This is a genomic window from Mumia sp. zg.B53 (genome assembly GCF_019550935.1).
In the GTDB taxonomy this organism is placed as follows: Bacteria; Actinomycetota; Actinomycetes; order Propionibacteriales; family Nocardioidaceae; genus Mumia.
Genome location: NZ_JAHWCK010000006.1, coordinates 13,946 through 35,765 on the forward strand (window position 1 = coordinate 13,946; position 21,820 = coordinate 35,765).

Annotated in this window: 22 protein-coding genes and 1 riboswitch; of the genes, 14 read left to right on the top strand and 8 right to left on the bottom strand. The window is 69.1% G+C overall.

Annotated elements, in window-relative coordinates; all coding sequences use genetic code 11:
* The first annotated feature begins 77 nt into the window (after window positions 1-77).
* The 4 genes from coxB (at window position 78) to KV102_RS17235 (ending at window position 4,489) form a co-directional block, all read left to right on the top strand.
* A complete protein-coding gene (gene coxB, locus KV102_RS17220) occupies window positions 78-977 on the top strand; it encodes a cytochrome c oxidase subunit II (RefSeq protein WP_301022359.1) in 900 nt (299 codons plus the stop codon).
* A gap of 86 nt (window positions 978-1,063) precedes the next feature.
* Window positions 1,064-2,746 (top strand): cytochrome c oxidase subunit I, encoded by a 1,683-nt coding sequence (gene ctaD / locus KV102_RS17225; RefSeq protein WP_220344731.1) that lies wholly within the window; start codon window positions 1,064-1,066, stop codon window positions 2,744-2,746.
* Entirely contained in the window at window positions 2,743-3,138 is a 396-nt protein-coding gene (locus KV102_RS17230; RefSeq protein ID WP_220344337.1) for a cytochrome c oxidase subunit 4, read from the top strand. Before ctaD ends, KV102_RS17230 begins: the two co-directional genes overlap by 4 nt.
* Before the next feature lie 85 nt (window positions 3,139-3,223).
* A complete protein-coding gene (locus KV102_RS17235; RefSeq protein WP_220347024.1) occupies window positions 3,224-4,489 on the top strand; it encodes an Ig-like domain-containing protein in 1,266 nt (421 codons plus the stop codon).
* 424 nt (window positions 4,490-4,913) lie between these two features.
* Here the strand turns inward: KV102_RS17235 and KV102_RS17240 are convergent, their stop codons facing one another.
* The 4 genes from KV102_RS17240 to KV102_RS17255 all read right to left on the bottom strand — a co-directional run bounded on the left by KV102_RS17240 (window position 4,914) and on the right by KV102_RS17255 (window position 9,312).
* Window positions 4,914-6,626 (bottom strand): cytochrome bc complex cytochrome b subunit, encoded by a 1,713-nt coding sequence (locus KV102_RS17240; RefSeq protein WP_220347025.1) that lies wholly within the window; start codon window positions 6,624-6,626, stop codon window positions 4,914-4,916.
* 4 nt (window positions 6,627-6,630) lie between these two features.
* Window positions 6,631-7,707, bottom strand: a complete 1,077-nt coding sequence (locus KV102_RS17245; protein ID WP_220347026.1) for a ubiquinol-cytochrome c reductase iron-sulfur subunit — start codon at window positions 7,705-7,707, stop codon at window positions 6,631-6,633.
* Window positions 7,704-8,534, bottom strand: coding sequence for a c-type cytochrome (locus KV102_RS17250; RefSeq protein ID WP_220344341.1), 831 nt, complete (start codon window positions 8,532-8,534; stop codon window positions 7,704-7,706). The genes KV102_RS17245 and KV102_RS17250 overlap by 4 nt, the downstream gene beginning before the upstream one ends.
* 130 nt (window positions 8,535-8,664) lie before the next feature.
* On the bottom strand, window positions 8,665-9,312 hold the full coding sequence (locus tag KV102_RS17255; RefSeq protein WP_220344732.1) for a heme-copper oxidase subunit III: 648 nt from the start codon (window positions 9,310-9,312) through the stop codon (window positions 8,665-8,667).
* A gap of 72 nt (window positions 9,313-9,384) precedes the next feature.
* Here KV102_RS17255 and KV102_RS17260 point away from each other — a divergent pair, with 72 nt between their 5' ends.
* Complete coding sequence (locus KV102_RS17260; protein WP_220344342.1) at window positions 9,385-9,822, top strand: hypothetical protein; 438 nt, start codon at window positions 9,385-9,387, stop codon at window positions 9,820-9,822.
* Window positions 9,819-10,871 carry an anthranilate phosphoribosyltransferase gene (gene trpD / locus KV102_RS17265; RefSeq protein WP_220344343.1) on the top strand — a complete coding sequence of 351 codons (1,053 nt, stop codon included), beginning with the start codon at window positions 9,819-9,821 and terminating at the stop codon, window positions 10,869-10,871. The genes KV102_RS17260 and trpD overlap by 4 nt, the downstream gene beginning before the upstream one ends.
* Before the next feature lie 30 nt (window positions 10,872-10,901).
* Here trpD and KV102_RS17270 read toward each other — a convergent pair whose 3' ends face one another.
* Together KV102_RS17270 and KV102_RS17275 are read right to left on the bottom strand one after the other, a co-directional pair.
* The gene (locus tag KV102_RS17270; protein ID WP_220344344.1) at window positions 10,902-11,186 is read right to left on the bottom strand and encodes an Lrp/AsnC family transcriptional regulator; all 285 of its coding nucleotides are present in this window, start codon (window positions 11,184-11,186) and stop codon (window positions 10,902-10,904) included.
* A gap of 45 nt (window positions 11,187-11,231) precedes the next feature.
* Window positions 11,232-13,058: a DEDD exonuclease domain-containing protein gene (locus KV102_RS17275; protein ID WP_220347027.1), complete on the bottom strand. Its 1,827-nt coding sequence runs from the start codon at window positions 13,056-13,058 to the stop codon at window positions 11,232-11,234.
* 101 nt (window positions 13,059-13,159) lie between these two features.
* Here KV102_RS17275 and KV102_RS17280 point away from each other — a divergent pair, with 101 nt between their 5' ends.
* Both KV102_RS17280 and KV102_RS19670 read left to right on the top strand, forming a co-directional pair.
* Entirely contained in the window at window positions 13,160-13,423 is a 264-nt protein-coding gene (locus tag KV102_RS17280) for a hypothetical protein (protein WP_255559404.1), read from the top strand.
* Between the two features lie 138 nt (window positions 13,424-13,561).
* Window positions 13,562-13,703, top strand: a riboswitch (cyclic di-AMP (ydaO/yuaA leader).
* A gap of 8 nt (window positions 13,704-13,711) precedes the next feature.
* Window positions 13,712-14,737 carry an NlpC/P60 family protein gene (locus KV102_RS19670; RefSeq protein WP_220344346.1) on the top strand — a complete coding sequence of 342 codons (1,026 nt, stop codon included), beginning with the start codon at window positions 13,712-13,714 and terminating at the stop codon, window positions 14,735-14,737.
* A 159-nt stretch (window positions 14,738-14,896) separates the two neighbouring features.
* Here KV102_RS19670 and KV102_RS17290 read toward each other — a convergent pair whose 3' ends face one another.
* A complete protein-coding gene (locus KV102_RS17290; protein WP_220347028.1) occupies window positions 14,897-16,687 on the bottom strand; it encodes a long-chain fatty acid--CoA ligase in 1,791 nt (596 codons plus the stop codon).
* A 97-nt stretch (window positions 16,688-16,784) separates the two neighbouring features.
* Here KV102_RS17290 and KV102_RS17295 point away from each other — a divergent pair, with 97 nt between their 5' ends.
* From KV102_RS17295 to KV102_RS17315, 5 genes are all read left to right on the top strand, one after another.
* Window positions 16,785-17,210, top strand: a complete 426-nt coding sequence (locus tag KV102_RS17295) for a hypothetical protein (protein ID WP_220347029.1) — start codon at window positions 16,785-16,787, stop codon at window positions 17,208-17,210.
* A gap of 36 nt (window positions 17,211-17,246) precedes the next feature.
* Window positions 17,247-17,696 carry an SRPBCC family protein gene (locus KV102_RS17300; protein ID WP_220344349.1) on the top strand — a complete coding sequence of 150 codons (450 nt, stop codon included), beginning with the start codon at window positions 17,247-17,249 and terminating at the stop codon, window positions 17,694-17,696.
* An 85-nt stretch (window positions 17,697-17,781) separates the two neighbouring features.
* Complete coding sequence (locus tag KV102_RS17305) at window positions 17,782-18,135, top strand: hypothetical protein (RefSeq protein WP_220344350.1); 354 nt, start codon at window positions 17,782-17,784, stop codon at window positions 18,133-18,135.
* A complete protein-coding gene (locus KV102_RS17310; RefSeq protein ID WP_220344351.1) occupies window positions 18,126-19,070 on the top strand; it encodes an ROK family glucokinase in 945 nt (314 codons plus the stop codon). Before KV102_RS17305 ends, KV102_RS17310 begins: the two co-directional genes overlap by 10 nt.
* Window positions 19,071-19,079: 9 nt before the next feature.
* Complete coding sequence (locus KV102_RS17315; protein WP_220344352.1) at window positions 19,080-20,108, top strand: ROK family glucokinase; 1,029 nt, start codon at window positions 19,080-19,082, stop codon at window positions 20,106-20,108.
* Here the strand turns inward: KV102_RS17315 and KV102_RS17320 are convergent.
* On the bottom strand, window positions 20,089-20,829 hold the full coding sequence (locus KV102_RS17320) for a GntR family transcriptional regulator (protein WP_220344353.1): 741 nt from the start codon (window positions 20,827-20,829) through the stop codon (window positions 20,089-20,091). The genes KV102_RS17315 and KV102_RS17320 overlap by 20 nt on opposite strands.
* 121 nt (window positions 20,830-20,950) lie before the next feature.
* On the opposite strand from KV102_RS17320, the gene KV102_RS17325 reads away from it, so the two are divergent.
* Window positions 20,951-21,820, top strand: a complete 870-nt coding sequence (locus tag KV102_RS17325) for a TIM barrel protein (RefSeq protein ID WP_220344354.1) — start codon at window positions 20,951-20,953, stop codon at window positions 21,818-21,820.

Genomic DNA, 21,820 nt, shown 5'->3' on the forward strand with positions numbered 1-21,820 from the left:
CGGACCTCAGGCGTTGCGTCAGCGGCGACGAGGACGCGCACCACGGTGTGATTCGAATCGAGCCAGAAAGGCGCCTGGTGGGTCAGGAACTCTTCGCGCGCGGCAAGCGGGCACAAGGCGAACGTCGTCGACCGGTCAGGTCGAAGACGCTCGGGCTCGGCTTCGTCGCTGCTGCGATCGTGCTGCTCAGTGGCTGTTCGCCAGACGATCCGAGTGCGTGGGGCCGCTTGGCGCTCCCGATCGGAGCCAGTGATCGTGTCGACGCCATGTTCGTCCTGTGGGTCGGCGCCTGGATCGCCTCCGCGGTCGTGCTCGTGCTCGTCCTGGGGCTGATCCTGTGGGTGATGGTCCGTTACCGTCGCCGGCCGGGCAACGAGGTGCCCTCGCAGCTCCGCTACCACCTCCCGCTGGAGGTCCTCTACACGGTGGCACCGGTGATCGTCGTGGCGATCTTCTTCGCCGAGACCGTCACCGCCCAGAACAAGATGCTGGAGCGGGTCGAGGAGCCGGACCACACGATCACGGTCGTCGGCAGCAAGTGGCAGTTCACGTTCAACTACCTCGGTGAGGAGGCGACCGCCGGTCAAGATGTCTTCGACTACGGCGACACCTCCAACCCCACCGAGCTGTGGCTGCCCGTGGACGAGTCGGTCCAGTTCAACCTCGTCTCACCGGACGTCATCCACTCGTTCTGGATCCCCGAGTTCTACTTCAAGATGGACGTCATCCCCGGCAAGGAGAACTCCTTCGACGTCACCCCGACGCGTGAGGGTGTCTTCACCGGTCGGTGCGCCGAGTTCTGCGGGCTCTACCACACCCGCATGATCTTCAAGGTTCACGTGGTCTCGCGTGACGAGTACGACGCCCACCTGCAGCAGCTTCAGGCGGCCGGGCAGATCGGTCAGCCCGAGGGCGGTGCCGAAGCCAGCCGGATCGCCGGGCTCGCCGAGGTGCAGAACCTAGAGACAGGAGAGTAGGAGTGACTGCAGTCGCAGAACCCCAGGCCGGGGCGACGCCTGAAGAGGTCACCCCGCCGAAGCCGTTGGGCAAGCGCGTCGTCGCCATGCTGACGACCACCGATCACAAGCAGATCGGCACGATGTACCTCGTCGCGTCGTTCGCGTTCTTCCTGATCGGCGGCATCCTCGCGCTGCTCATCCGTGCCGAGCTTGCTGTCCCCGGCACGCAGGTCGTCGACGAAGAGACCTACAACCAGCTCTTCACGATGCACGGCACGATCATGCTCCTCATGTTCGCGACGCCGTTGTTCGTCGGCTTCGCCAACTGGATCATGCCGCTCCAGATCGGTTCGCCCGACGTCGCGTTCCCGCGGCTCAACATGTTCAGCTTCTGGCTGTTCCTGTTCGGCAGCTCGGTCGCGGTCGGCGGCTTCTTCGTGCCTGGCGGCGCGGCCAGCTTCGGCTGGTTCGCCTACACGCCGCTGTCCGACTCGGTCAACTCACCGGGCATCGGCGGAGACATGTGGACCCTTGGCCTGTACATGTCCGGCCTGGGCACCATCCTCGGCGCGGTCAACTTCGTCACCACCATCTTCACGATGCGCGCCCCCGGCATGACGATGTTCCGGATGCCGATCTTCACCTGGAACGTGCTGGTCACCAGCCTCCTGGTTCTGATCGCGTTCCCGATCCTCGCCGCCGCGCTGCTCGCGCTCTTCGCCGACCGGCAGCTCGGCACCCACGTGTTCGACCCAGCGACAGGGGGGCCGGTTCTCTGGCAACACTTGTTCTGGTTCTTCGGGCATCCGGAGGTCTACATCATCGCGTTGCCGTTCTTCGGCATCGTCAGTGAGATCCTCCCCGTCTTCAGCCGCAAGCCGATCTTCGGCTACATCGGTCTGGTCGCGGCGACGCTGGCGATCGCGGCACTGTCGGTCGCGGTGTGGGCCCACCACATGTTCGTGACCGGGTCGGTCGACCTCGCGTTCTTCTCGTTCATGACGTTCCTGATCGCCGTACCGACAGGCGTGAAGTTCTTCAACTGGATCGGCACGCTATGGGGCGGATCCATCAGCTTCGACACGCCGCTGGTGTTCTCGCTCGGGTTCCTCGCCACCTTCCTCTTCGGTGGCCTGACCGGCATCATCCTGGCGTCGCCGGCGCTGGACTTCCAGCTGTCCGACACCTACTTCGTCGTCGCGCACTTCCACTACGTCGTGTTCGGTACCGTCGTCTTCGCGATGTTCGCCGGGTTCTACTACTGGTGGCCGAAGTGGACCGGGCACATGCTCAACGAGCGACTCGGCAAGATCCACTTCTGGTTGCTGTTCATCGGCTTCCACATGACGTTCCTGGTGCAGCACTGGCTCGGTGTCGAAGGCATGCCGCGTCGATACGCCGACTACTCGCCGTCCGACGGCTTCACGATGCTCAACCAGGTGTCCACGATCGGTGCGGCGGTCCTCGCGATCTCGACTCTGCCGTTCTTCTACAACGTGTGGGTCTCGCGTCACAACCCCAAGGTCGGCGTCGACGACCCGTGGGGCTGGGGCCGCTCGCTCGAGTGGGCGACCTCCTCCCCGCCGCCGCGGCACAACTTCACGTCGCTGCCGCGGATCCGGTCGGAGAGCCCTGCATTCGACCTGCATCACCCTGAGCTGTCGATGCTCGAGCATGCCGAGAACGACTTCGACAGCCCGCTCGCCGACGCCCCGAACCTCTCGGGGCACGAGGAGGCGATGCGCGAACAGGCCGACAACAAGCGTGAGGATGGTGGCAGCCGGTGAAGGCCGAGGCCTGGATCATCGCATCGATCTCCGTCTTCCTGGTGATCGTGTCACCGATCTACTGGATCGCCTCAGGCGACCCGACCGGGACGACAGCCCTGGTCATGGCCGCGCTGTTGGGTCTCCTGCTCACCTTCTTCCTGGGTGTGGTCGCCAAGCAGATCCCGGCGCGCCTCGAGGACCGCGACGACGGTGAGATCGCTGAGGGCGCGGGCGAGTACGGCTTCTACCCTCCGTGGAGCTGGTGGCCGCTGTGGGCGGCCCTGGCGATGCTGGCCATCATCCTCGGCCTGATCTTCGGCTGGTGGCTCGTCGTGATGGCGCTCCCGTTCGGAGTCATCGCCCTGGTCGGCTGGATCTACGAGTACTACCGCGGGCTCTACGCGCACTGATCCACGCGCCGGTCAGACTTCGTACGGCCTCTCAAGGTAGCGATTGCTACCCTGAGAGGCCGTATGTCTGTTTCGTAGGGGGATCATGAAGAGACAAACCGGTCAGCGCGCGCTGCACGGTGGACGCCGATGGCTCGGCGTCCTCGTTGCGGGTGCTCTCATGGCGGGGTGCAGCGCCGTCGGCGGCAGCTCCGAGGGGGCAGGCGCCGAAGACGCGGAAGCCGATAACGCTGGCGACTCCAACGCCTCGTCGTCGCCGTCGCCTACGCCGGCGACCGAGGTGACCATGAACGTCGAGGAGGGTGCCCGCGCCGTCCCGGTGGACACCGCGATCACCGTGGGAGCGACCAACGGCACGATCACGGCGGTGTCGGCCTACTTCGGCAAGCGCGCGACCAAGAAGTCCTCTGTTGCCGGCGATCTGACGGCCGACGGGAGTGCCTGGACGGCCAAGGGTCTCCTCGAGCCCGGCAAGCGCTACACGGTCGCCGTCAGCACCCGTGACGAGGACGGCAACGTCGACACGACGACCCGTACCTTCCGGACCCAGTCTCTGACGCTCGACCAGCAGGCGTACGCCTCCATCTCGCCGAGGAGCGGCGCCACCGTCGGGGTGGCGATGCCGATCATCGTCCGATTCGACCTCCCGGTGTCGCGGCGGGCCGAGGTCGAGAAGCGCCTCGCAGTGACGTCTACACCGAAGGTGGAGGGCACCTGGAGCTGGATCAGCGACTCCGAGGTCCACTTCCGTCCGAAGAGATACTGGCCGGCAGGCACCACGGTCAAGGTCCACGCAGGCATCAACGGCGTCCGTACGGCCAAGGGCGTGTGGGGCCAGGAGGACCGCGACACCAGCTTCTCGGTCACCAAGCGTGCGGTGACGACGGTGGTGGACGTGGCGCGGCACAAGGCGACGGTCAGGATCAACGGCAAGGTCGCGCGGGTGATCCCGGCGACCACCGGCAAGCCCGGCTTCCAGACCCGCAACGGCACCAAGGTGATCATGGAGAAGTATCCCGTCAAGCGGATGGACGCCGCGACGACGGGCATCGCCGAAGGCTCGTCGGAGTACTACAACATCGAGAACGTCCGGTATGCGATGCGAGTGACCAACTCCGGTGAGTTCATCCACGCCGCGCCGTGGTCCGTGGGCTCACAAGGCTCGGCGAACGTGAGCCACGGGTGCACCGGCTTGAGCACGAGCAACGCCTCGTGGTTCTACGGGATCTCCCACATCGGGGACCCGGTGAAGTTCATCCGCTCCGACCGCAAGGTTCTCGAGCCGCAGAACGGCTGGACGGACTGGAACGTCTCGTACGCCCAGTTCGCGAAGGGCTCGGCCCTCTCCTGACCCCTCCGCCTCGCGGGTCACTGTTTTCGCCTCGCGGGTCACTGTCGTCGCCTCACGGGTCACTGTCTTCGGCCCGCGGGTCAGTGTTCGTGGACCGCCGGGTCACTGTTCGTGACCCGTCGGCGCAGGCAGTGACCCGTCGGCGGCAGGCAGTGACCCGCGGGCGGCAGAAGATGACCCGCGGGCGGAAGGCAGTGACCCCGCGGGCGGCAGACAGTGACCCGCGAGCGGCAGAAGATGACCCGCGGGCGGCAGGCAGTGGCCCGCCGGCGGCCGAGAGTGACCCGCGAGCGGCCGAGAGTGACCCGCCAGCGGCCGAGAGTGACCCGCGAGCGGCAGACAGTGACCCGCCGGCCGGGGTAGGGGGAAGGAGAAGGCCCCGCCCCCCGGATGGGGGAGCGGGGCCTTCTCGTGAGGCTGGACCTCAGTGCTGCTTGGGCACGCCCGTCTCGCTGACTCCGCTGAAGTCGTCCGGGAGGTCGTGCGGCGGGTACACCTCGTCGTGGAAGTGGTGTGCCGCGGCATCGACGTCGGCCTGAGTCGGCTTGTCCACGTCGTGCGCGAAGAAGAACCGCTTCGCCCACGCCCGCAGCCTTGCCTTGCGACCCTGCGGGTTGCGGACCCCGTTGCCGTCCTCGTCGACCGCTGCGGTGAGCTCGGGAACCCGAGGACGCGCGGTGAGCGCGTACGCGACGTCCCGCGGCAGCGGCGCGTGGGCCTCGGCGTACGACCCCTCGGCGGAGCGGACGATGATGCCCGTCTCGTAGCCGTGGAGCAGAGCGTCGTTGTCCTTGCGCTGCAGGCTGATGCAGATCCGCCGCGTGATGATGAACGCGATCACCGGCCCGAGGAACACCCCGATACGACAGATCCACGTGATCGTGAAGATGTCCAGGTTGAACTTCAACGCGATGATGTCGTTGCCGCCGGCGATCCAGCAGACGCCGTAGAACGTCATGCCGGCGACGCCGAACGCGGTGCGGGTCGGGGCGTTGCGCGGACGCTGGAGGAGGTGGTGCTCCTCCTTGTCGCCGGTGACCCACGACTCGAAGAACGGCCAGATCGCGAGCACCGTGAAGAGCAGGCCCATCAGGAGGACGGCCGGGATGAAGACGTTGAGCGAGAACGTCTGCGAGTACTGCTCCGGACCGACGGTGAACTCCCAGTTGGGCATGATGCGGACCGCGCCCTCGACCCAGCCCATGTACCAGTCGGGCTGCGAGCCCGCGGTCACCTCGGACGGGTTGTAGGGGCCGTACGCCCAGATCGGGTTGATCTGGATGACCGCCGCCATCAGCGTCGTGAAGCCGAAGACCACGAAGAAGAAGCCGCCCGCCTTCGCCGCGTAGACGGGGAGCATGGGGAACCCGACGACGTTCTTCTCGGTGCGTCCGGGGCCAGGCCACTGCGTGTGCTTGTGGTAGACGAGAAGCACCATGTGGGCGGCGATCAGGCCGAGGAGGAGGCCCGGCAGCAAGAAGATGTGCGCCATGTAGAGCCGCGGGATGATCAGGTCACCCGGGAACTCCCCGGCGAAGACGAAGAACTCGAGGTAGGACCCGACGACCGGGATCGACCGGATCAGTCCGTCGACGAAGCGCAGCCCGGTGCCCGACAGCAGGTCGTCCGGCAGCGAGTAACCGGCGAAGCCCTCGATCAAGCCGATCGCGAACAGGCCGATACCGATGATCCAGTTGAGCTCACGCGGCTTGCGGTACGCGCCGGTGAAGAACACACGGAGCATGTGGGCGATGATCGCCGCCATGAACAGCGCAGCAGACCAGTGGTGGATCTGCCGGACCAGCAGACCGCCGCGGATGTCGAACGAGATGTCGAGGGTCGAGGCGTAGGCCTGCGACATCTCGAGGCCACGCATCGGCTCGTACGGGCCGTCGTAGACGATCTCGGTCATGCTCGGCTGGAACCAGAAGGTCAGGAACGTCCCGGTCAGCAGCAGGACGACGAAGCTCCAGAGAGCGATCTCGCCCAGCAGGAACGACCAGTGGTCCGGGAACACCTTGCGGATGTTCTTGCGCACGAGGCCGGCGAGGCCGACGCGCTCGTCGAGCCACCCGACGGGTCCGGCGGACTTCTTGCCGAACTTGGTGTCCTGGAGCGGCGTCGTGGGAGTGCTCATGGTGTCAGTCACGGTTCTGCTCCACCTCTGGGAAGCTCGGGCCGACCGGCTCGTGGAAGTCGCTGGTCGCGATCAGATAACCGTCCTGGTCCACCGCGAGCGGGAGCTGGGGGAGCGGGCGGTGTCCGGGGCCGAAGATGACCTTGCCGCCGTCAGCGAGGTCGTAGGTGGTCTGGTGGCACGGGCAGAGCAGGTGGTGGGTCTGCTGCTCCCAGAGGGAGATCGGGCAGCCGACGTGCGTGCAGATCTTGGAGTAGACCATGATGCCGTCCACGTCCCAGTTGGCCTGGCCCTTGCGCGGCTTGATGTCGTCGGGCCGGATCCGGACCGCGATCACGGACGCCTTGGCCTTGGCCTGCAGGAGGTCCGTGCCGTGGAACAGCGCGTGGCCGTGGCTGTCGGTCTCGAACAGGATCGCGGGCTGGGCGTTGACGAGCTGGCCGACCTCGATGTCACCCGGACGCAGCGGGATGCCCGAGACGTCGTTGACGACCCGCATGCCGCGTCGCCAGACCGTCTTGAACAGCTTGTCGCCCGGCAGTGGGCCGAGGTCGCGCAGCATGATGATGGCCGGCAGACCGAGGAAGGCCACGGCGCCGATGAGGGAGTTGCGGATCAGCGGCCGGCGACCGAAGCCCGACTCGGACACGCCCTGGCCGACGGCGACGAGCGCCGCCTCGCGGTCCTCGTCCGACGAGCGCGCCGGGTGGCGCATCTCGATGATCTCCTGGTCGAACATCAGCTTCTTGGCCCACTGGATGGCCCCGATGCCGATGAGGAACAGCGCCAGGCCGAGGGTGAGCCCGAGGGCGAGGTTCAGCGAGAACCAGCCGAAGACCTCCGCGTCCCTGGGGATCGTGAAGTAGGCGACGCAGAAGGCCAGGGCGAGCACGATGGCGGCGGTGAACATCCCGGCGACCTGACGCTCGGCGCGCCTGGCCAGCTTGGGATCCACGTCGGTGGGACGCGGGAGATGCTCGGGCAGCCCCGGGTTCTCGATCGGCTCGGCAGGCTCGATGTCGTTGCGCGCCGGGACGGCGACGTCGTCAGTCGGCTGCTCGTCGTGCGATTCGGGGCTCATGACCTCTTCTTCTTCACCCGGGCGCCGTGCGCTGCCAGCCAGACGCTGACGGCGACGAGACCGCCGATTCCGATGATCCAGGCGAACATGCCGTCCACGACGGGGCCGAGGCCACCGCCACCGAAGCCGCCCTGGGGCTGCGACTCGACGGACTTGATGTAGCCGATGATGGCGCGCTTGTCCTCAGGCGTGACGACGTCGTCGCTGAACACCGGCATCTGCTGCGGGCCGGTCTGCATGGCCTCGTAGATGTGCTTCGCGCTCACGCCCCGCAGGGAGGGGGCGTAGCGGCCGCTGGGCAGGGCGCCGCCGGCGCCGACGGAGTTGTGGCACGCGGTGCAGTTCGTACGGAAGAACTCACCGCCGCGGGTCAGCTCCTCCTCAGAGAGGTCGGAGACGTCGGTGTATTCCTCGTCAGGGACCGCAGGGCCGGGGGCGAGGCTGGCGACGTATGCGGCGAGCGCGTCGGTCTCCTCCTCGTCGTAGACAGGATCCTTGCGGGGTGCCTGGGGCGCGGTCTGAGCCAGCGGCATACGACCGGTGGACACCTGGAAGTCGACCGACGCCGCGCCGACACCGATCAGCGAGGGGCCGAAGTTGCCGCCGCTCTTGGTCATGACGCCCTCGGCGTTCATGCCGTGGCAGCTGGCGCAGCCGACGAGGAACAGCTCGCGGCCCTGCTCCACCTTGGCGGTGTCACTCGCCGTGTCGGCGTCGGCCTTCCCCGGAGCGAGGGAGGCGTACAGCGCTCCCGCGACGAGCAGTCCGAAGAGCAGCACCGCGTAACCCGCGAGAGGGTGCCTTCGGTGGGTGGACAAGAACCGCACGGAGTGAACCTCGTTCCCCTTGCCAGGGACGCCCCCGGCAGGGGCGTCTCCTTCGATTAAACCTTGATTCAGATCTTCTGGTAGAGAATTCGTCGCCGGAGCCGTCGAGGACGGGTCGAGGACGGGGGCCCTACTGCAGGGCGTAGATGGTCAGGAAGAGCCCGACCCACACGATGTCGACGAAGTGCCAGTAGTAGGACACGACGATTGCGGAGATCGCCTGCTCGTGGGTGAATCGACGCGCCATGAAGGTACGGCCGATCACGAGGAGGAAGGCGATGAGACCGCCGATGACGTGCAGACCGTGGAAGCCGGTGGCGAGGTAGAAGACCGAGCCGTAGCCCGACGACGAGAGCGTGACGTTCTCGTGGATCAGCTCGACGTACTCGGTGGCCTGGCCGGCGACGAAGACGGCGCCCATCACGTAGGTGAGGGCGAACCACTCGCGCAGACCCCACTGGCCGATCTGCCAGATGCGTCCGCTGCGGCCGACCTTGCCCTTCTCGGCGGCGAAGACGCCCCACTGGCAGGTGACCGAGGACAGCACGAGGATGGTCGTGTTGACCGTGGCGAACGGGACGTTGAGCTTGGCCGTCTCCGCCGCCCACAGCTCCGGGCTCACCGCACGGATGGTGAAGTACGCGGCGAAGAGGGCCGCGAAGAACATCAGCTCGCTCGACAGCCAGACCACGGTCCCGACCGTCACTTGCGAGGGTCGGTTGGGTTGCCCGTGCAGGCGGGATGCTGGGATCACAGATGTCGTCGCCACGGGTGTCATTATTAACCCCCGACCTGTGCGAGGCATCCCCGGCCCCTGCCTCACGCCCTCGCGAGTCGCTACGATCGCGCTGTGACCGATCCCAGCACTGATGTCGCATCCGAACGTCAACTCCCGTTGCGCGTCCTCGTCTACTCCGACGACGGTGACACCCGCACGCAGGTGACGACCGCCCTCGGCCGTCGGATCCACCCCGACCTGCCGCCCGTCGAGTACGTCGAGTGCGCGACGCTCCCGGTGGTGCTCCAGCACATGGACGCCGGTGGCATCGCCCTGGCGATCCTCGACGGCGAGGCGACGCCGGCGGGTGGCATGGGCGTCGCGCGCCAGCTGAAGGACGAGATCTTCCAGTGCCCGCCGCTCCTGGTGCTGACCGCGCGGGACCAGGACGTCTGGCTCGCGACCTGGTCGCGCGCCGACGGCATCGCGAGCCACCCGATCGACCCGCTCAAGCTCGCGAACGCCGTCCTCGGCCTCATCGCCCCCGCGGCGACCACGGCCTCCGCATGACGGTCGCGACCCGCTGGCCGGAGGTCCTCGGCGGGCTCGTGGCAGGCGAGGACCTCACGGCAGGGCAGACGGCGTGGGCGATGGAGGAGATCCTCTCCGGCAACGCCACGGCCGCGCAGATCGCCGGCTTCGCCGTGGCGCTGAGGGCGAAGGGTGAGACCGTCGCCGAGGTCGAGGGACTCGCGGCGACCATGCTCGACCACGCGAGGCTGATCGAGGTCGAGGGCCGGACCGTCGACATCGTCGGGACCGGAGGTGACCGCGCCAAGACCGTCAACATCTCGACGATGTCGGCGGTGACCATGCGCGGTGCCGGTGCGTTGGTGGTCAAGCACGGCAACCGCGCTGCGTCGAGCGCCAGCGGGGCGGCCGACGTCCTCGAGGAGCTCGGGGTCCGGCTGGACCTCACACCCCAGCGCGTGGCGTCGCTCGCGGGTGAGGTGGGGATCACCTTCTGCTTCGCCCCCGTCTTCCACTCGTCGTTCCGCTTCACCGCGGCGCCGCGGAAGGAGCTCGGCATCCCGACCGCCTTCAACTTCCTCGGGCCGCTCACCAACCCCTCGAAGCCCGCCGCGATGGCGGTGGGTGTCGCCGACGCGAGGATGGCGAGCGTCGTCGCCGGCGTCTTCGCGCGGCGCGGGCTCGATGCGCTCGTTTTCCGTGGCGACGACGGCCTCGACGAGATCACGACGACGACGACCTCGCGGGTGTGGGTCGTGTCGGGTCCGGACGGTCAGAAGTCCGTGGCGGAGCACACCTTCGACCCCACCGAGGTCGGGATCGCGCCGTCTCCCCCCGAGGCGCTGCGCGGAGGCGACCCGGCCTTCAACGCCGACGTCTTCCGACGTGTGGTCGCGGGCGAGCAGGGGCCCGTCCGCGACGCGGTCGTGCTCAACGCCGCCGCGGGGCTGGCGGCGTACGAGGGAGGCGAGGACGACCTCGTGACCCGGATGGAGCGCAACGTCGCTCGCGCCCGTGAGGCGCTCGACTCCGGGGCGGCCCGCGAGGCGCTCGCGGTGTGGGCCGACGCGTCGCAGCGCGAGAGCTGACCGACGCGGGGCGCGGTCAGCGGCGCACGATCACTCGAAGTCGCCACCGATGCTGAAGGCTGCCTCGAGGTCGTGCTGGGAGTAGGTGCGGAACGCGATGTGCGTCTCGGTCGACCGCACTCCCGGGACCTTGTTGACGCGGTCGGCGACCACGTCGGCGATCTCCTCGGTGCGCCGCACCCGGACGAGCGCGATCAGGTCGATGTGTCCGGTGACGGAGTAGACCTCGCTCACGCCGTCGAGCGCGGCGACCTCCTCGGCGACCTCCGGGATGCGGTCGACCTCGGCGTTGATGAACACGATCGCGGTGATCACGGGTCCTCCTGCGGACGAGTCGGCGTACGGGCTGCAGCCTACTCGTCAGCGGCGTGGGCGGTGCTCGGTCCGCCAGCCCTCGCCTCGCGCCTCGTCGAAGGGCGCAGCGGCCGCACGTGATCGCTCGGCAGCCTCGACGATGGGCAGGTGCCGACCGGCGCCGCGTACCGGGCTGGCCCACTCGCCGTCGAGGTCGACGAGGCGGACCCCGTCGGACTCCAGCCAGCGCAGGACCAGCTCGGACTCGGCCGCGGTGGCAGCCGGTGTCTCGTCGGGCACGATCGTCTCGGCGGTCGACCGGAGCGCCTCCACCCACGGACCGGACGGCGTCGAGGCCGGCATCACCCCGGAGGCGACCAGACGTCCGTGGCGTACGACGTGGACCTCCCACTCCCGCCACTGCGGGTCGAGGGGGCGTGCTGCGACCACCTCGGCGCACGAGAGCAGCGCGGCGAGCCGCTGGCTGCGGTGGGTGGCACGGACGAGCGCGACGAGCCGGTCTCGCTCATGGGCGGCGTCCTCGAAGCGTCCCTGCCCCGAGAGCGTGCGCATGCGGTCGGTCGAGGCATCGACCACCACGGTGGGGTCGAGCGTGAGAGCCGTCCGGACGCGGTCGACCTCGGCCGCGTACGTCTCGGGGGTGGCGGTGCCGTCGCAGGGTGCGAGGCAGCTGCCCATCTCGGCGAGGGCGCACGCGCTGCGTGACGGACGGCGCGGGAGCCGTCCGGAGCACTGGCGGATGCGGAACGCCTCGTAGAGCGTCGCCGCGACACGCTCGGCGGACGAGCGGCGCGTGAAGGGACCGAGGTAGTCGGCGTCGTCGTCGGTCTTGCGGACGAACGAGAGGCGGGGCCACGGCTCTCGGGTGAGCTTGATCCAGGTCGCACGCTCGGGGTGTCGGGACCTGCGGTTGTAGGGCGGCTTGTGGTGTGCGATCAACCGCAGCTCGCGCACCTGCGCCTCCAGGGCCGTCGCACACGTGATGCCCTCGACGCGGGTCGCCAGCGCCACCATCTCGCCCATCCGCGTGCGGGTCTCGCTGGAGGTGAAGTAGGAGCGGACCCGCGCACGGAGGTCCTTGGAGGTCCCGACGTACAGGACGTTCTCGTGACGGTCGCGGAAGAGGTAGACGCCGGGGAGGTGGGGGAGGTGGTCGGCGAGCCGGCTCTTCTTGCGCTGGGCGGGACTGACCCGGGAGCTGAAGGTGGCGAGCTCCTCCATCGTCGACACCCCCATGGTGCCCAGGCGCTCGAGGAGCGCGTGGAGGACGTCGACCGTCGCGCGGGCGTCGGCGAGGGCGCGGTGGTTGGGGGTGGTGGCGGCGTGGAAGTGGCGCGCGAGCGTGCTCAGCTTGCAGTTGGGGACCTCGTCGCGCAGCAGGACGCGACGGGCGATGCGGGCGGTGTCGAGCGTCTCGAAGCCGGGCCAGGCCAGCCCGAGGTGCTGGGTGAAGTGCTTGAGGAAGCCGACGTCGAAGGGAGCGTTGTGCGCGACGAGCACGGTGCCCCGGGCGAACTCCAGGAACGACGGCAGCGCCTCGCCGATCCTCGGGGCGGCCACGACCATCGCGTCGGTGATGCCGGTGAGGACCGTGATGAACGTCGGGATCGGACCCTCGGGGTCGACGAGGGTCTGGAACTCACCCAGGACCTCTCCGCCGCGGACCTTGACCGCACCGATCTCGGTGATCATGGAGCCGGCGGCCGCCGAGCCGCCCGTCGTCTCGAGGTCGACGACGCAGAACGTGATGCCCGACAGGTCTCGACCCAGCTCGTCGAGAGTCCCTTGGACCGCGGTGCCCTCGACCGCGGTGCCCTCGACCGCGGGAACCGGGACGGTCGGCGGGGGAGCGGTTTCGGGGGCGAGGGTCATGGGAACGACGGTAGGTGCGTCCGCTGACATGTCCGGCCGTCGGGGCGTACGGCGTGTCGCACGACGGGTTTGTGTCAGAGCGGCTGCGTAGCGTCCAGGGCATGGACGAATCCCGCGTGCTCCATCAGCAGCCGGGCCCGGCGACGGGTCACGGCGAGCTTCTGACCATCGACTGCGGTCGCTGCCTCGCCCGGCCCCAGGCATGCGGCGACTGCGTGGTGACCGCGCTGCTCGGTGCCCCCGACGAGGGCGTCAGCATCGACGCCGACGAGGGTGCCGCGCTCCAGGCGCTGAGCGCCGCCGGCCTCGTGTCTCCGCTCCGCCTCGTGACCCAGACCGACAGCGAGACCATCGACGACGTGTGAGCTTTCTCACCCAACCACCGCCGCCCGCGAGAGAGATCTGACTTTCCCACTGCTTCACGTTGATTCCCCACCCCGTTGGCGCATAGGGTGAGGCTCGCGTGTCTGAGGAGTTCTCTACCCCGGAGGGCGCAGGCACGCCGCCTAGTTCGGCCGAGATCCCCCGATCGACGCTGGAGCCGGGGACCCACGTTCCTGGGGTGAATCCGTCCGCTCGGACGGTAGGGCACGTTCTTGGCCCGAACCCGTCAGCTCACCCGGTAGGCGTCGAGAACGTGAAGGAGCCGCCGAGTGCGGAACGGCCGAAAGCTGTCGATGAGGGCAGCAGTCGCCGCCGGGTCCGGGTTGGTCCTCGCTGCCACGCTCACCGCGTCCCCCAGCGCAGCAGACCCCCAGACGCCGAGCCTGTCCGAGGCCCAGCGCAAGGTCGCCGAGCTCAGCCACGAGGCCGAGCAGGCCAACGAGCGCTTCCTCGAGCTCCGGACCGAGGTCGACGGAGCCAAGAAGCAGATCAAGAAGCTCCGGACCGACGTCAAGGCGCAGCAGGCTGAGGTCGAGGACGTCCGCAACGCCCTCGCCAAGACCGTCACCGAGCGGTTGTCGAGCTCCCCGATGGGCCCGACCACCCAGCTGCTCGCGAGCGACGATGTCGACGAGTTCCTGGAGGGCCTGACGGCGCTCCAGTCCTACAACAGCACCCAGGCCGACCGGCTGGCCGCCTTCGAGCGCGAGGCCGGAGAGCTCAAGGTCCGCCGTGAGCAGCTCTCCTCCAAGCTCGAGATCATCTCGGAGTCGCAGAAGGAGATGACCAAGCAGAAGGCCAAGCTCGACGATCGCGTCACCAAGGCCGAGGCTCTCGTCGCGAGCCTGACTCCTGCTGAGCGCGAAGAGGTCTACGACAACGACCACGGTGGTCCGAGCCGCAGCGAAGACCGTCCGTCGACCAGCGCCCCGAAGGTGAACGCGTCCGGGCGGGCCAAGAAGGCGATCGACTTCGCGATGGCGCAGCTGGGCGAGCCCTACTCCTACGGTTCTGCGGGCCCCGGCAGCTGGGACTGCTCGGGCCTGACGATGAAGGCGTTCGGCGCGGCCGGCGTGTCGCTCCCGCATTCGTCCTCCGCGCAGTCCGGGATGGGCTCCTCGGTGTCGCGGTCGTCGATGAGCCCGGGCGACCTGGTGTTCTACTACAGCCCGGTCAGCCACGTCGGCATCTACATCGGCAACGGCAAGCTGATCCACGCCCCGCGTCCCGGGCGCAGCGTCGAGATCGTCTCGGTGGACGTCATGCCGGTCAGCGGAGTGCGTCGCGTCGGCTGACCGCCTCCGCTCCGTACGAAGAGCCACGACCCGTCTCGGGTCGTGGCTCTTCTGCGTACGACGTGCGGCCACCCCTGGGCAGCAGCTCCGAACCCTCACGGACGACAGCAGCCCCCAGCGCGTGTGCGCCGGGGGCTGCTGTCTGCGTGGGGTTGGGGCCTAGCCGTACAGGGCCTCGACGTCGTCGCGGTGCTCACGCATCACGACGTTGCGCTTGAGCTTGAGGGTCGGTGTGATCTGGCCGCCCTCCTCGGTCCAGTCCTTGGCGAGGACCCGGAACTTGCGGATCGCCTCCGCTCGGGACACGTGGGAGTTGGCCTCGTCCACCGCGGTCTGCACGGCCGCCAGCACGTCGGGATCGTCAGCGAGCTGCTCGATCGGCGTATCAGCCGGCTTGCCGTGGTTCTCGAGCCACGAGCCGATCGACTCCTGGTCGAGCGTGATGAGTGCGCCGACGAAGGGCTTGCCTTCGCCCACGACCACCGCCTGGCTCACCAGGACGTGCGCCCGGATGCGGTCCTCGAGGACCGCGGGCACGACGTTCTTGCCGCCGGCGGTGACGATGATCTCCTTCTTGCGGCCCGTGATGGAGATGAAGCCGTCGGAGTCGATCTCACCGATGTCACCGGTGTGGAACCAGCCGTCCTCGTCGAACGCGGCCGCCGTCGCCTCCGGCGCGTTCCAGTAACCCCGGAACACCTGTCCGCCGCGGAACAGCAGCTCGCCGTCATCGGCGACCCGGACCTCGGTGCCCGGCAGAGGGCGCCCGACGGTGCCGATCTTGGAGTCGCCGGCGAGGTTCGCCGCGAGCGCGGCCGTGGTCTCGGTGAGGCCGTACCCCTCGATCACCGGGATGCCGATGCCCGAGAAGAAGTGCGCGAGCCGCTCGCCCAGCGGAGCGCCGCCGGAGATCGCGTGCTCGACGTGCCCGCCCATGGCGTCGCGAAGCTTGGCGTAGACCAGCCGGTCGAACAGCGTGTGCTTCGCCTTGAGGACCGGGCCGATGCGCTTGCCGCTCTCGCGCGCCCGGCTGTAGGCGATCGCCGTCGAGGTCGCGACGTCGAAGATCTTGCCCTTGCCGGACGCGTGGGCGTTCTGGCTGGCGCCGTTGTAGATCTTCTCGAACACGCGTGGGACGGCCAGGAGGAACGTCGGCTTGATCTCCGCCAGCTCGGGGAGGAGGTTCTTGACGTCCGGGGAGTGCGAGAGCTTCGCGCCTGCCCGGATGGAGCCGACCTCGACGATGCGGGCGAAGACGTGCGCCAGCGGCAGGAAGAGCAGCGTCACGGAGTTGTCGTGGAACAGCTCAGGAAGCACGTCGATGACGTCGCCGAGCTCGAACATGAAGTTGGCGTGCGTGATCTCTGCGCCCTTGGGGCGTCCGGTCGTGCCGGAGGTGTAGATGATCGTGGCGAGGTCCGACGGAGCCACGGCGTCACGACGGGCGGCAAGGTCGGCGTCGGAGATGACGGCACCCGACGCGGCGAGAGTGTCCAGACCGGAGTCGATGACCCACACGTTCTTGAGGTCGGTGAGATCGGTGCCGGACGCCGCGACCCGCTCCGCGTGCTCCTCGTTCTCCACGACGCAGCCCACCGCGGCGGAGTCGGACAGGATCCACGAGATCTGCTCGACCGACGAGGACTCGTAGATGGGGACGGAGACGGCACCGATCCACCACAGCGCGTAGTCGACCTGCGTCCACTCGTAGCGCGTGCGGGAAAGGAGACCGACACGATCTCCCGGCGCGACTCCGGCGGCGACGAACCCCTTGGCGAGGGAGACGACCTCGTCGCGGAACTGCGCGATGGTGACGTCGGTCCAGGCGCCGGAGACCCTGCGCTGGAAGGCGACCCGGTCAGGGTCCTCGTCAACCCGCACCAGGATGTCGTTGGTGATGCTGCCCGTCTCTGGGACCTGGTACGTGGCTGGGGTCGCGTAGGTACGCACTCTGCCTCCGATCGAGTGATCTGGGTACGCCGACACGACGTACTCCCCCTGGGGCAGGTTACATTCACCACTCGGAGCACCTGCGAAGGAGACCTCGATGCCGGCGGTGGACGTGATCGACCAGACGTACGCGCCCGTGCCGCAGCGCCAGTTGCGCGAGGTTCTCTGCGCGGAGTCCGGCTGGTCCGAGGTGCTGCCCGGCCTGGAGCTGCGGTGCTTCGAGGACCGGGGCGACCGCGGCAAGCGGTGGAGCGTGAGCGGCACGCTCGACGGGACGGCCGAGGTGTGGCTGGAGCAGGCGCCCGAGGGGACGATCGTGCACCTGTTCCTGCAGGCGGACCCGAGCGCGCCGGGGATGTCGACGCAGGGCGCCCGGCGGATGGAGCGCGACGTACGGGAGCGCTTGAAGCGATGGGTGACCCAGGTCCGGGACACTCTCGACGTCGGACGGCCCGTCGGGGAGCCGCCCGCCACAGCGCAGCGCGGGGCTGCCCCGACCGAGGACGTCCGGGATGCGCGATAGGGTCGGCCGCAGCACCGACGACCAGGAGGGCTCTGGATGACTGACCAGACGACCAGCGACATCGTGGTCGACGCCGATCCCGGCGTCATCATGGCGGTCATCGCCGACTTCGCGTCGTACCCCTCGTGGGCGACGGGGGTGAAAGAGGCGCGGGTCGTGGAGCTCGACGAGTTCCGGGCACGCCCCACCGAGGTGCAGTTCGTCCTCGACGCCACGCCGATCCGCGACACCTACACCCTCGGCTACACCTGGGACGGCGACCGTGAGGTCGACTGGCGAGTCACCGAGCCGGGGTCCATGGTCACGGGCATGGACGGGGCCTACGTCCTCGAACCCCTCGAGGACGGGCGGACCCGCGTCACCTACCGTCTCGCTGTCGAGGTCTCCATCCCGCTGCTGGGGATGCTCCGTCGCAAGGCGGAGAAGGTCATCATCGAGACAGCTCTCAAGGGCCTCAAGAAGCGCGTCGAGTCATCCGAGGTGTGACCGGGACGACGTGGCGAGGCGCGCGTCTCGATAGGATCTGACGACCGCGCTCGCACGTCCCCAGGTTCTCTGCACGAGGAGAGGCATGACCGAACACACCGGCGACGACCATGTCGGCACCCTCGCGCAGGAGGCCCTCAAGCTCGCTCGCGTGCTCGCCGACCAGGCGTCGCAGGGCCGGCGAGGAGCCGACGACACCTCGTCGGCCGAGCATCGTCCCGAGACCTGCGACTCCTGCCCCCTGTGCCAGCTCATGACAGTCGTGCGTCACGCGCGCCCCGAGGTGGCCGACCACCTGACGTCGGCCCTGGCCTCGCTCACCCTCGCCGCGCGTGGTGTGGTGGACGCGTGGGCGCAGACGCGTCCGCCGCACGCGTCCGGGCGGGCGGCCGCCGACGGGCCGGCGGACAGGGACGGGGAGGACGAGCCATGGGGCTGACGGTCGGCGTCGACATCGGCGGCACCAAGATCGCTGTGGGCGTCGTCGACGTGGACGGCACCGTTATCGCTCACGACCAGCTGGAGACGCCGGCGACGGACCCCACCCTCATCGGGGACGCCGTCGGCCGGTCCGTCAACGCCCTCAAGCGAGACCACCAGGTGGAGGCCGTCGGTGTGGGCGCCGCCGGGTTCGTCGACGCCGCGCGGCGCTCCGTGCTGTTCGCCCCCAACATCAAGTGGATCGACGAACCGCTCGCCGACCGCCTCGAAGACCTCATCGACCTTCCCGTGGTGATCGAGAACGACGCCAACGCCGCGGCGTGGGGCGAGTTCCGGTTCGGGGCGGGGGCCGACGTCGACGACATGCTCCTCGTCACGGTCGGCACCGGCATCGGTGGCGGGATCATCCAGGGTGGACGCCTGGACCGGGGCGCGTTCGGCGTCGCCGGTGAGATCGGTCACCTGCGGATGGTCCCCGCCGGGATCCGGTGCGGCTGCGGCCAGTACGGGTGCTGGGAGCAGTACGCCTCAGGCCGCGCGCTGGTGCGCGAGACCCGCGACCGGATCAGTGCGGGGATGGCGCAGGCGCAGCCCCTGGCCGCGCTGATCGACGGTGACGTCACGCGGATCACGGGGCAGATGGTGACCGAGCAGGCCCAGAAGGGCGACCCTCTGGCCATCGAGCTCATCGCCGACGTCGGCCGGTGGCTCGGAGAGGGCATCGCGTCGTTGGCGGCGGTCATCGACCCGAGCGTGGTCGCAATCGGGGGTGGTGTCGCCAAGGCAGGGGCGTTGTTGCTCGAGCCCGCGCACGCGTCGTTCCTCCGTACGCTCTCGGCCCCGGTCTATCGTCCGCAGGCGACGCTGCGGCCCGCGAGCCTGGGCAACGACGCCGGCATGATCGGTGCCGCCGACCTCGCTCGCGCGCGGTGACGAGGCACGATGGCTGAGCGGCTCTCGATCGGGATCGACATCGGTGGCACTCGGGTCAAGGCCGGTGTGGTGGACCTCGACGGTCACGTCCTGGCACGTCTGAGCCGGGACACGCCGACGACCAGCCCGATGGCGGTCCTCGACGCGATCGCGGACATCGTGGCGACGCTACGACGGCACCACTACGTCACCTCCGTCGGCATCGGCGCGGCGGGCTTCGTCGACGCGACGCAGTCCACCGTGCTCTTCTCCCCGCACCTGGCGTGGCGGCACGAGCCGCTGCGGGACGCGGTGCAGCGGCGTACAGGGCTGTCGGTCCTGGTGGACAACGACGCCAACGCCGCCGGCTGGGCGGAGTGGCGGTTCGGTGCCGCCCAGAACGAGGAGTACATGGTCTGTCTCACCCTCGGCACCGGCATCGGCGGGGCGCTGGTGATCGACGGGCGCCCACACCGCGGCCGGTACGGCATCGCGGGGGAGTTCGGGCACATGATCGTCGTGCCGGACGGCCGGGCGTGCGAGTGCGGCAACCACGGCTGCCTCGAGCAGTACGCGAGCGGCAATGCGCTGATCCGGGACGCACGCGAGGCGATGGATCGCGGCGACGACTACGGCAAGCGGCTGCTGGAGCGCCTCGACGGTGACCCGGACCAGGTGAGCGGGCTGGTGGTGTCGGAGCTGGCGCGTGACGGGGACGAAGACGCTCTGCGGTGCTTGGAGGACGTCGGCGCGTGGCTCGGGATCGGCATCGCCAACCTGGCGGCTGCGTTCGACCCGGCGTTGTTCGTGATCGGCGGGGGAGTCTCCGACGCCGACGAGCTGTTGCTCGAGCCTGCGCGCGAGTCGTTCCGGAGGACGCTCACCGGTCGAGGCTTCCGCCCGGAGGCGTTGATCGTGCGCGCCCACCTCGGCAACGACGCGGGGATGATCGGCGCGGCCGACATGGCCCGCTCGGTGCGTCGTCGTGCACGGCGGGGGCGGCGTCGCCGACCTCGCGCCGAGGGCTCGCTGGTGCGGCTCAGCGGTCGACGAGGGTGAGCTCGAACGCATAGAGGTCGGGGCGGTAGGCGTGCTCGCCGTACTCGACCGCACGCCCGGCGTCGTCGTACGCCGTGCGCTGCATCGTGAGGAGGGGCGCCCCCCTGCGCTCGCCGAGGAGCCGCGACTCCCGCGCGTCGGCGCGACGGGCGCCGATCCGTTGCTTGGCGACCCGCATCCAGATCCCGGCGCGGCGCAGTGCCGCGTACAGGCCGTTGTCGGCCAGGTCGACCGCGGCGAGGTCGAGCAGCGAGGCGGGGAGCAGGTTCTGCATGAGCGCGAGTGGCTCGTCGCCGATGTAGCGGACCCGCTCGAGCGACCAGACCGGGCTGCCCGGCTCCAGCTGGAGGGCGCGCGCACTCTCCTCGCTCGCCTCGAGGCGAGCGAGGCTCAGCACCTCCGTACGGGGGGCCTGCCCGGCCGCGGTCAGGTCGTCGTGCAGGCTGGTGAGCTCGACCGAACGGCTGACCCTGCCGTGCACCACCTGCGTCCCGACGCCTCGCTTGCGGACGAGCATGCCCTTGTCGACGAGCACCTGGATCGCCTGGCGGACCGTGGGGCGCGAGAGTCCGAGCCGGTCGGCGAGGACGAGCTCGTTGTCCAGCTTGTCACCGGGTGCGAGCGTGCCGCTGACGATCGCGCCCTCGAGCTGCTCGGCCATCTGGAAGTAAAGAGGGACCGGGCTCGAGCGGTCCAGCGAGATCTCCGGCCGCGCACCCATGCGAGCACTATAGGGGCGGGTGCGGCCACTAGGTCTATATGTCCGGACAAATCGTTGACAGTCGATTGTGCTCCACGTCACACTGACGGATCAGGTGAAGCATCGACGGAGGCGGGTGACGATGGAGCGTGGCCGCATCGCGGGTGCCCCGATCTCGTGGGGTGTGAGCGAGGTCGACGGGTGGGGGTTCCAGCTGCCGGTGGAGCGGGTGCTCGAGGAGATGAGCCGGCTGGGCCTGACGGCGACCGAGTTCGGCCCCGAGGGCTGGCTGCCACGGGAGCCGGCGACCAGGGCACGGACGCTGGGTGAGCACGGGCTGACGGCGGTCGGCGGATTCCTTCCGGTGGTGCTCCACGACGCCGGTCACGACCCGGCGCCCGAGCTCGACGCCTTCGCCGACGCCTGCGTCGCTGCCGGCGCGATGGTCGTCGTCCTTGCCGCCGCCACGGGCGTGACCGGGTACGACGCGCGCCCGGAGCTGACCGACGAGCAGTGGCGCACGCTCTGCGTGAACCTCGATGTTCTCGACGACCGTGTCCGGGCGCGCGGTCTGAGCCTCGCGCTCCACCCGCACGTGGGCACGGTGGTCGAGAGGGCTGAGGACGTGGGGACGGTCATGGCCCGGTCACGGGTGGCGCTGTGCCTCGACACCGGTCACCTGATGGCGGCCGGTGTCGACCCGCTGCCGCTGGCCAAGGTGCACGCCGAGCGGGTGAGGCACGTGCACCTCAAGGACGTCGACGCGCGGCTCGCGACCGAGGTCCACGAAGGCTCCGTCTCCTTCAGCGAGGCCGTCCGCGGTGGTCTCTTCCGCCCGCTCGGTCGCGGCGACGTCGACGTCGTCGGGCTCGTCACCACGCTCGAGGAGCGCGGCTACGACGGCTGGTACGTCCTCGAGCAGGACGTGATGCTCGACGGTGACCCGACGGGGGACGGACCCCTCGAGGACGTGCGCACGAGCCTTGCCTACCTCGAAGGGCTCGCCTCGTGA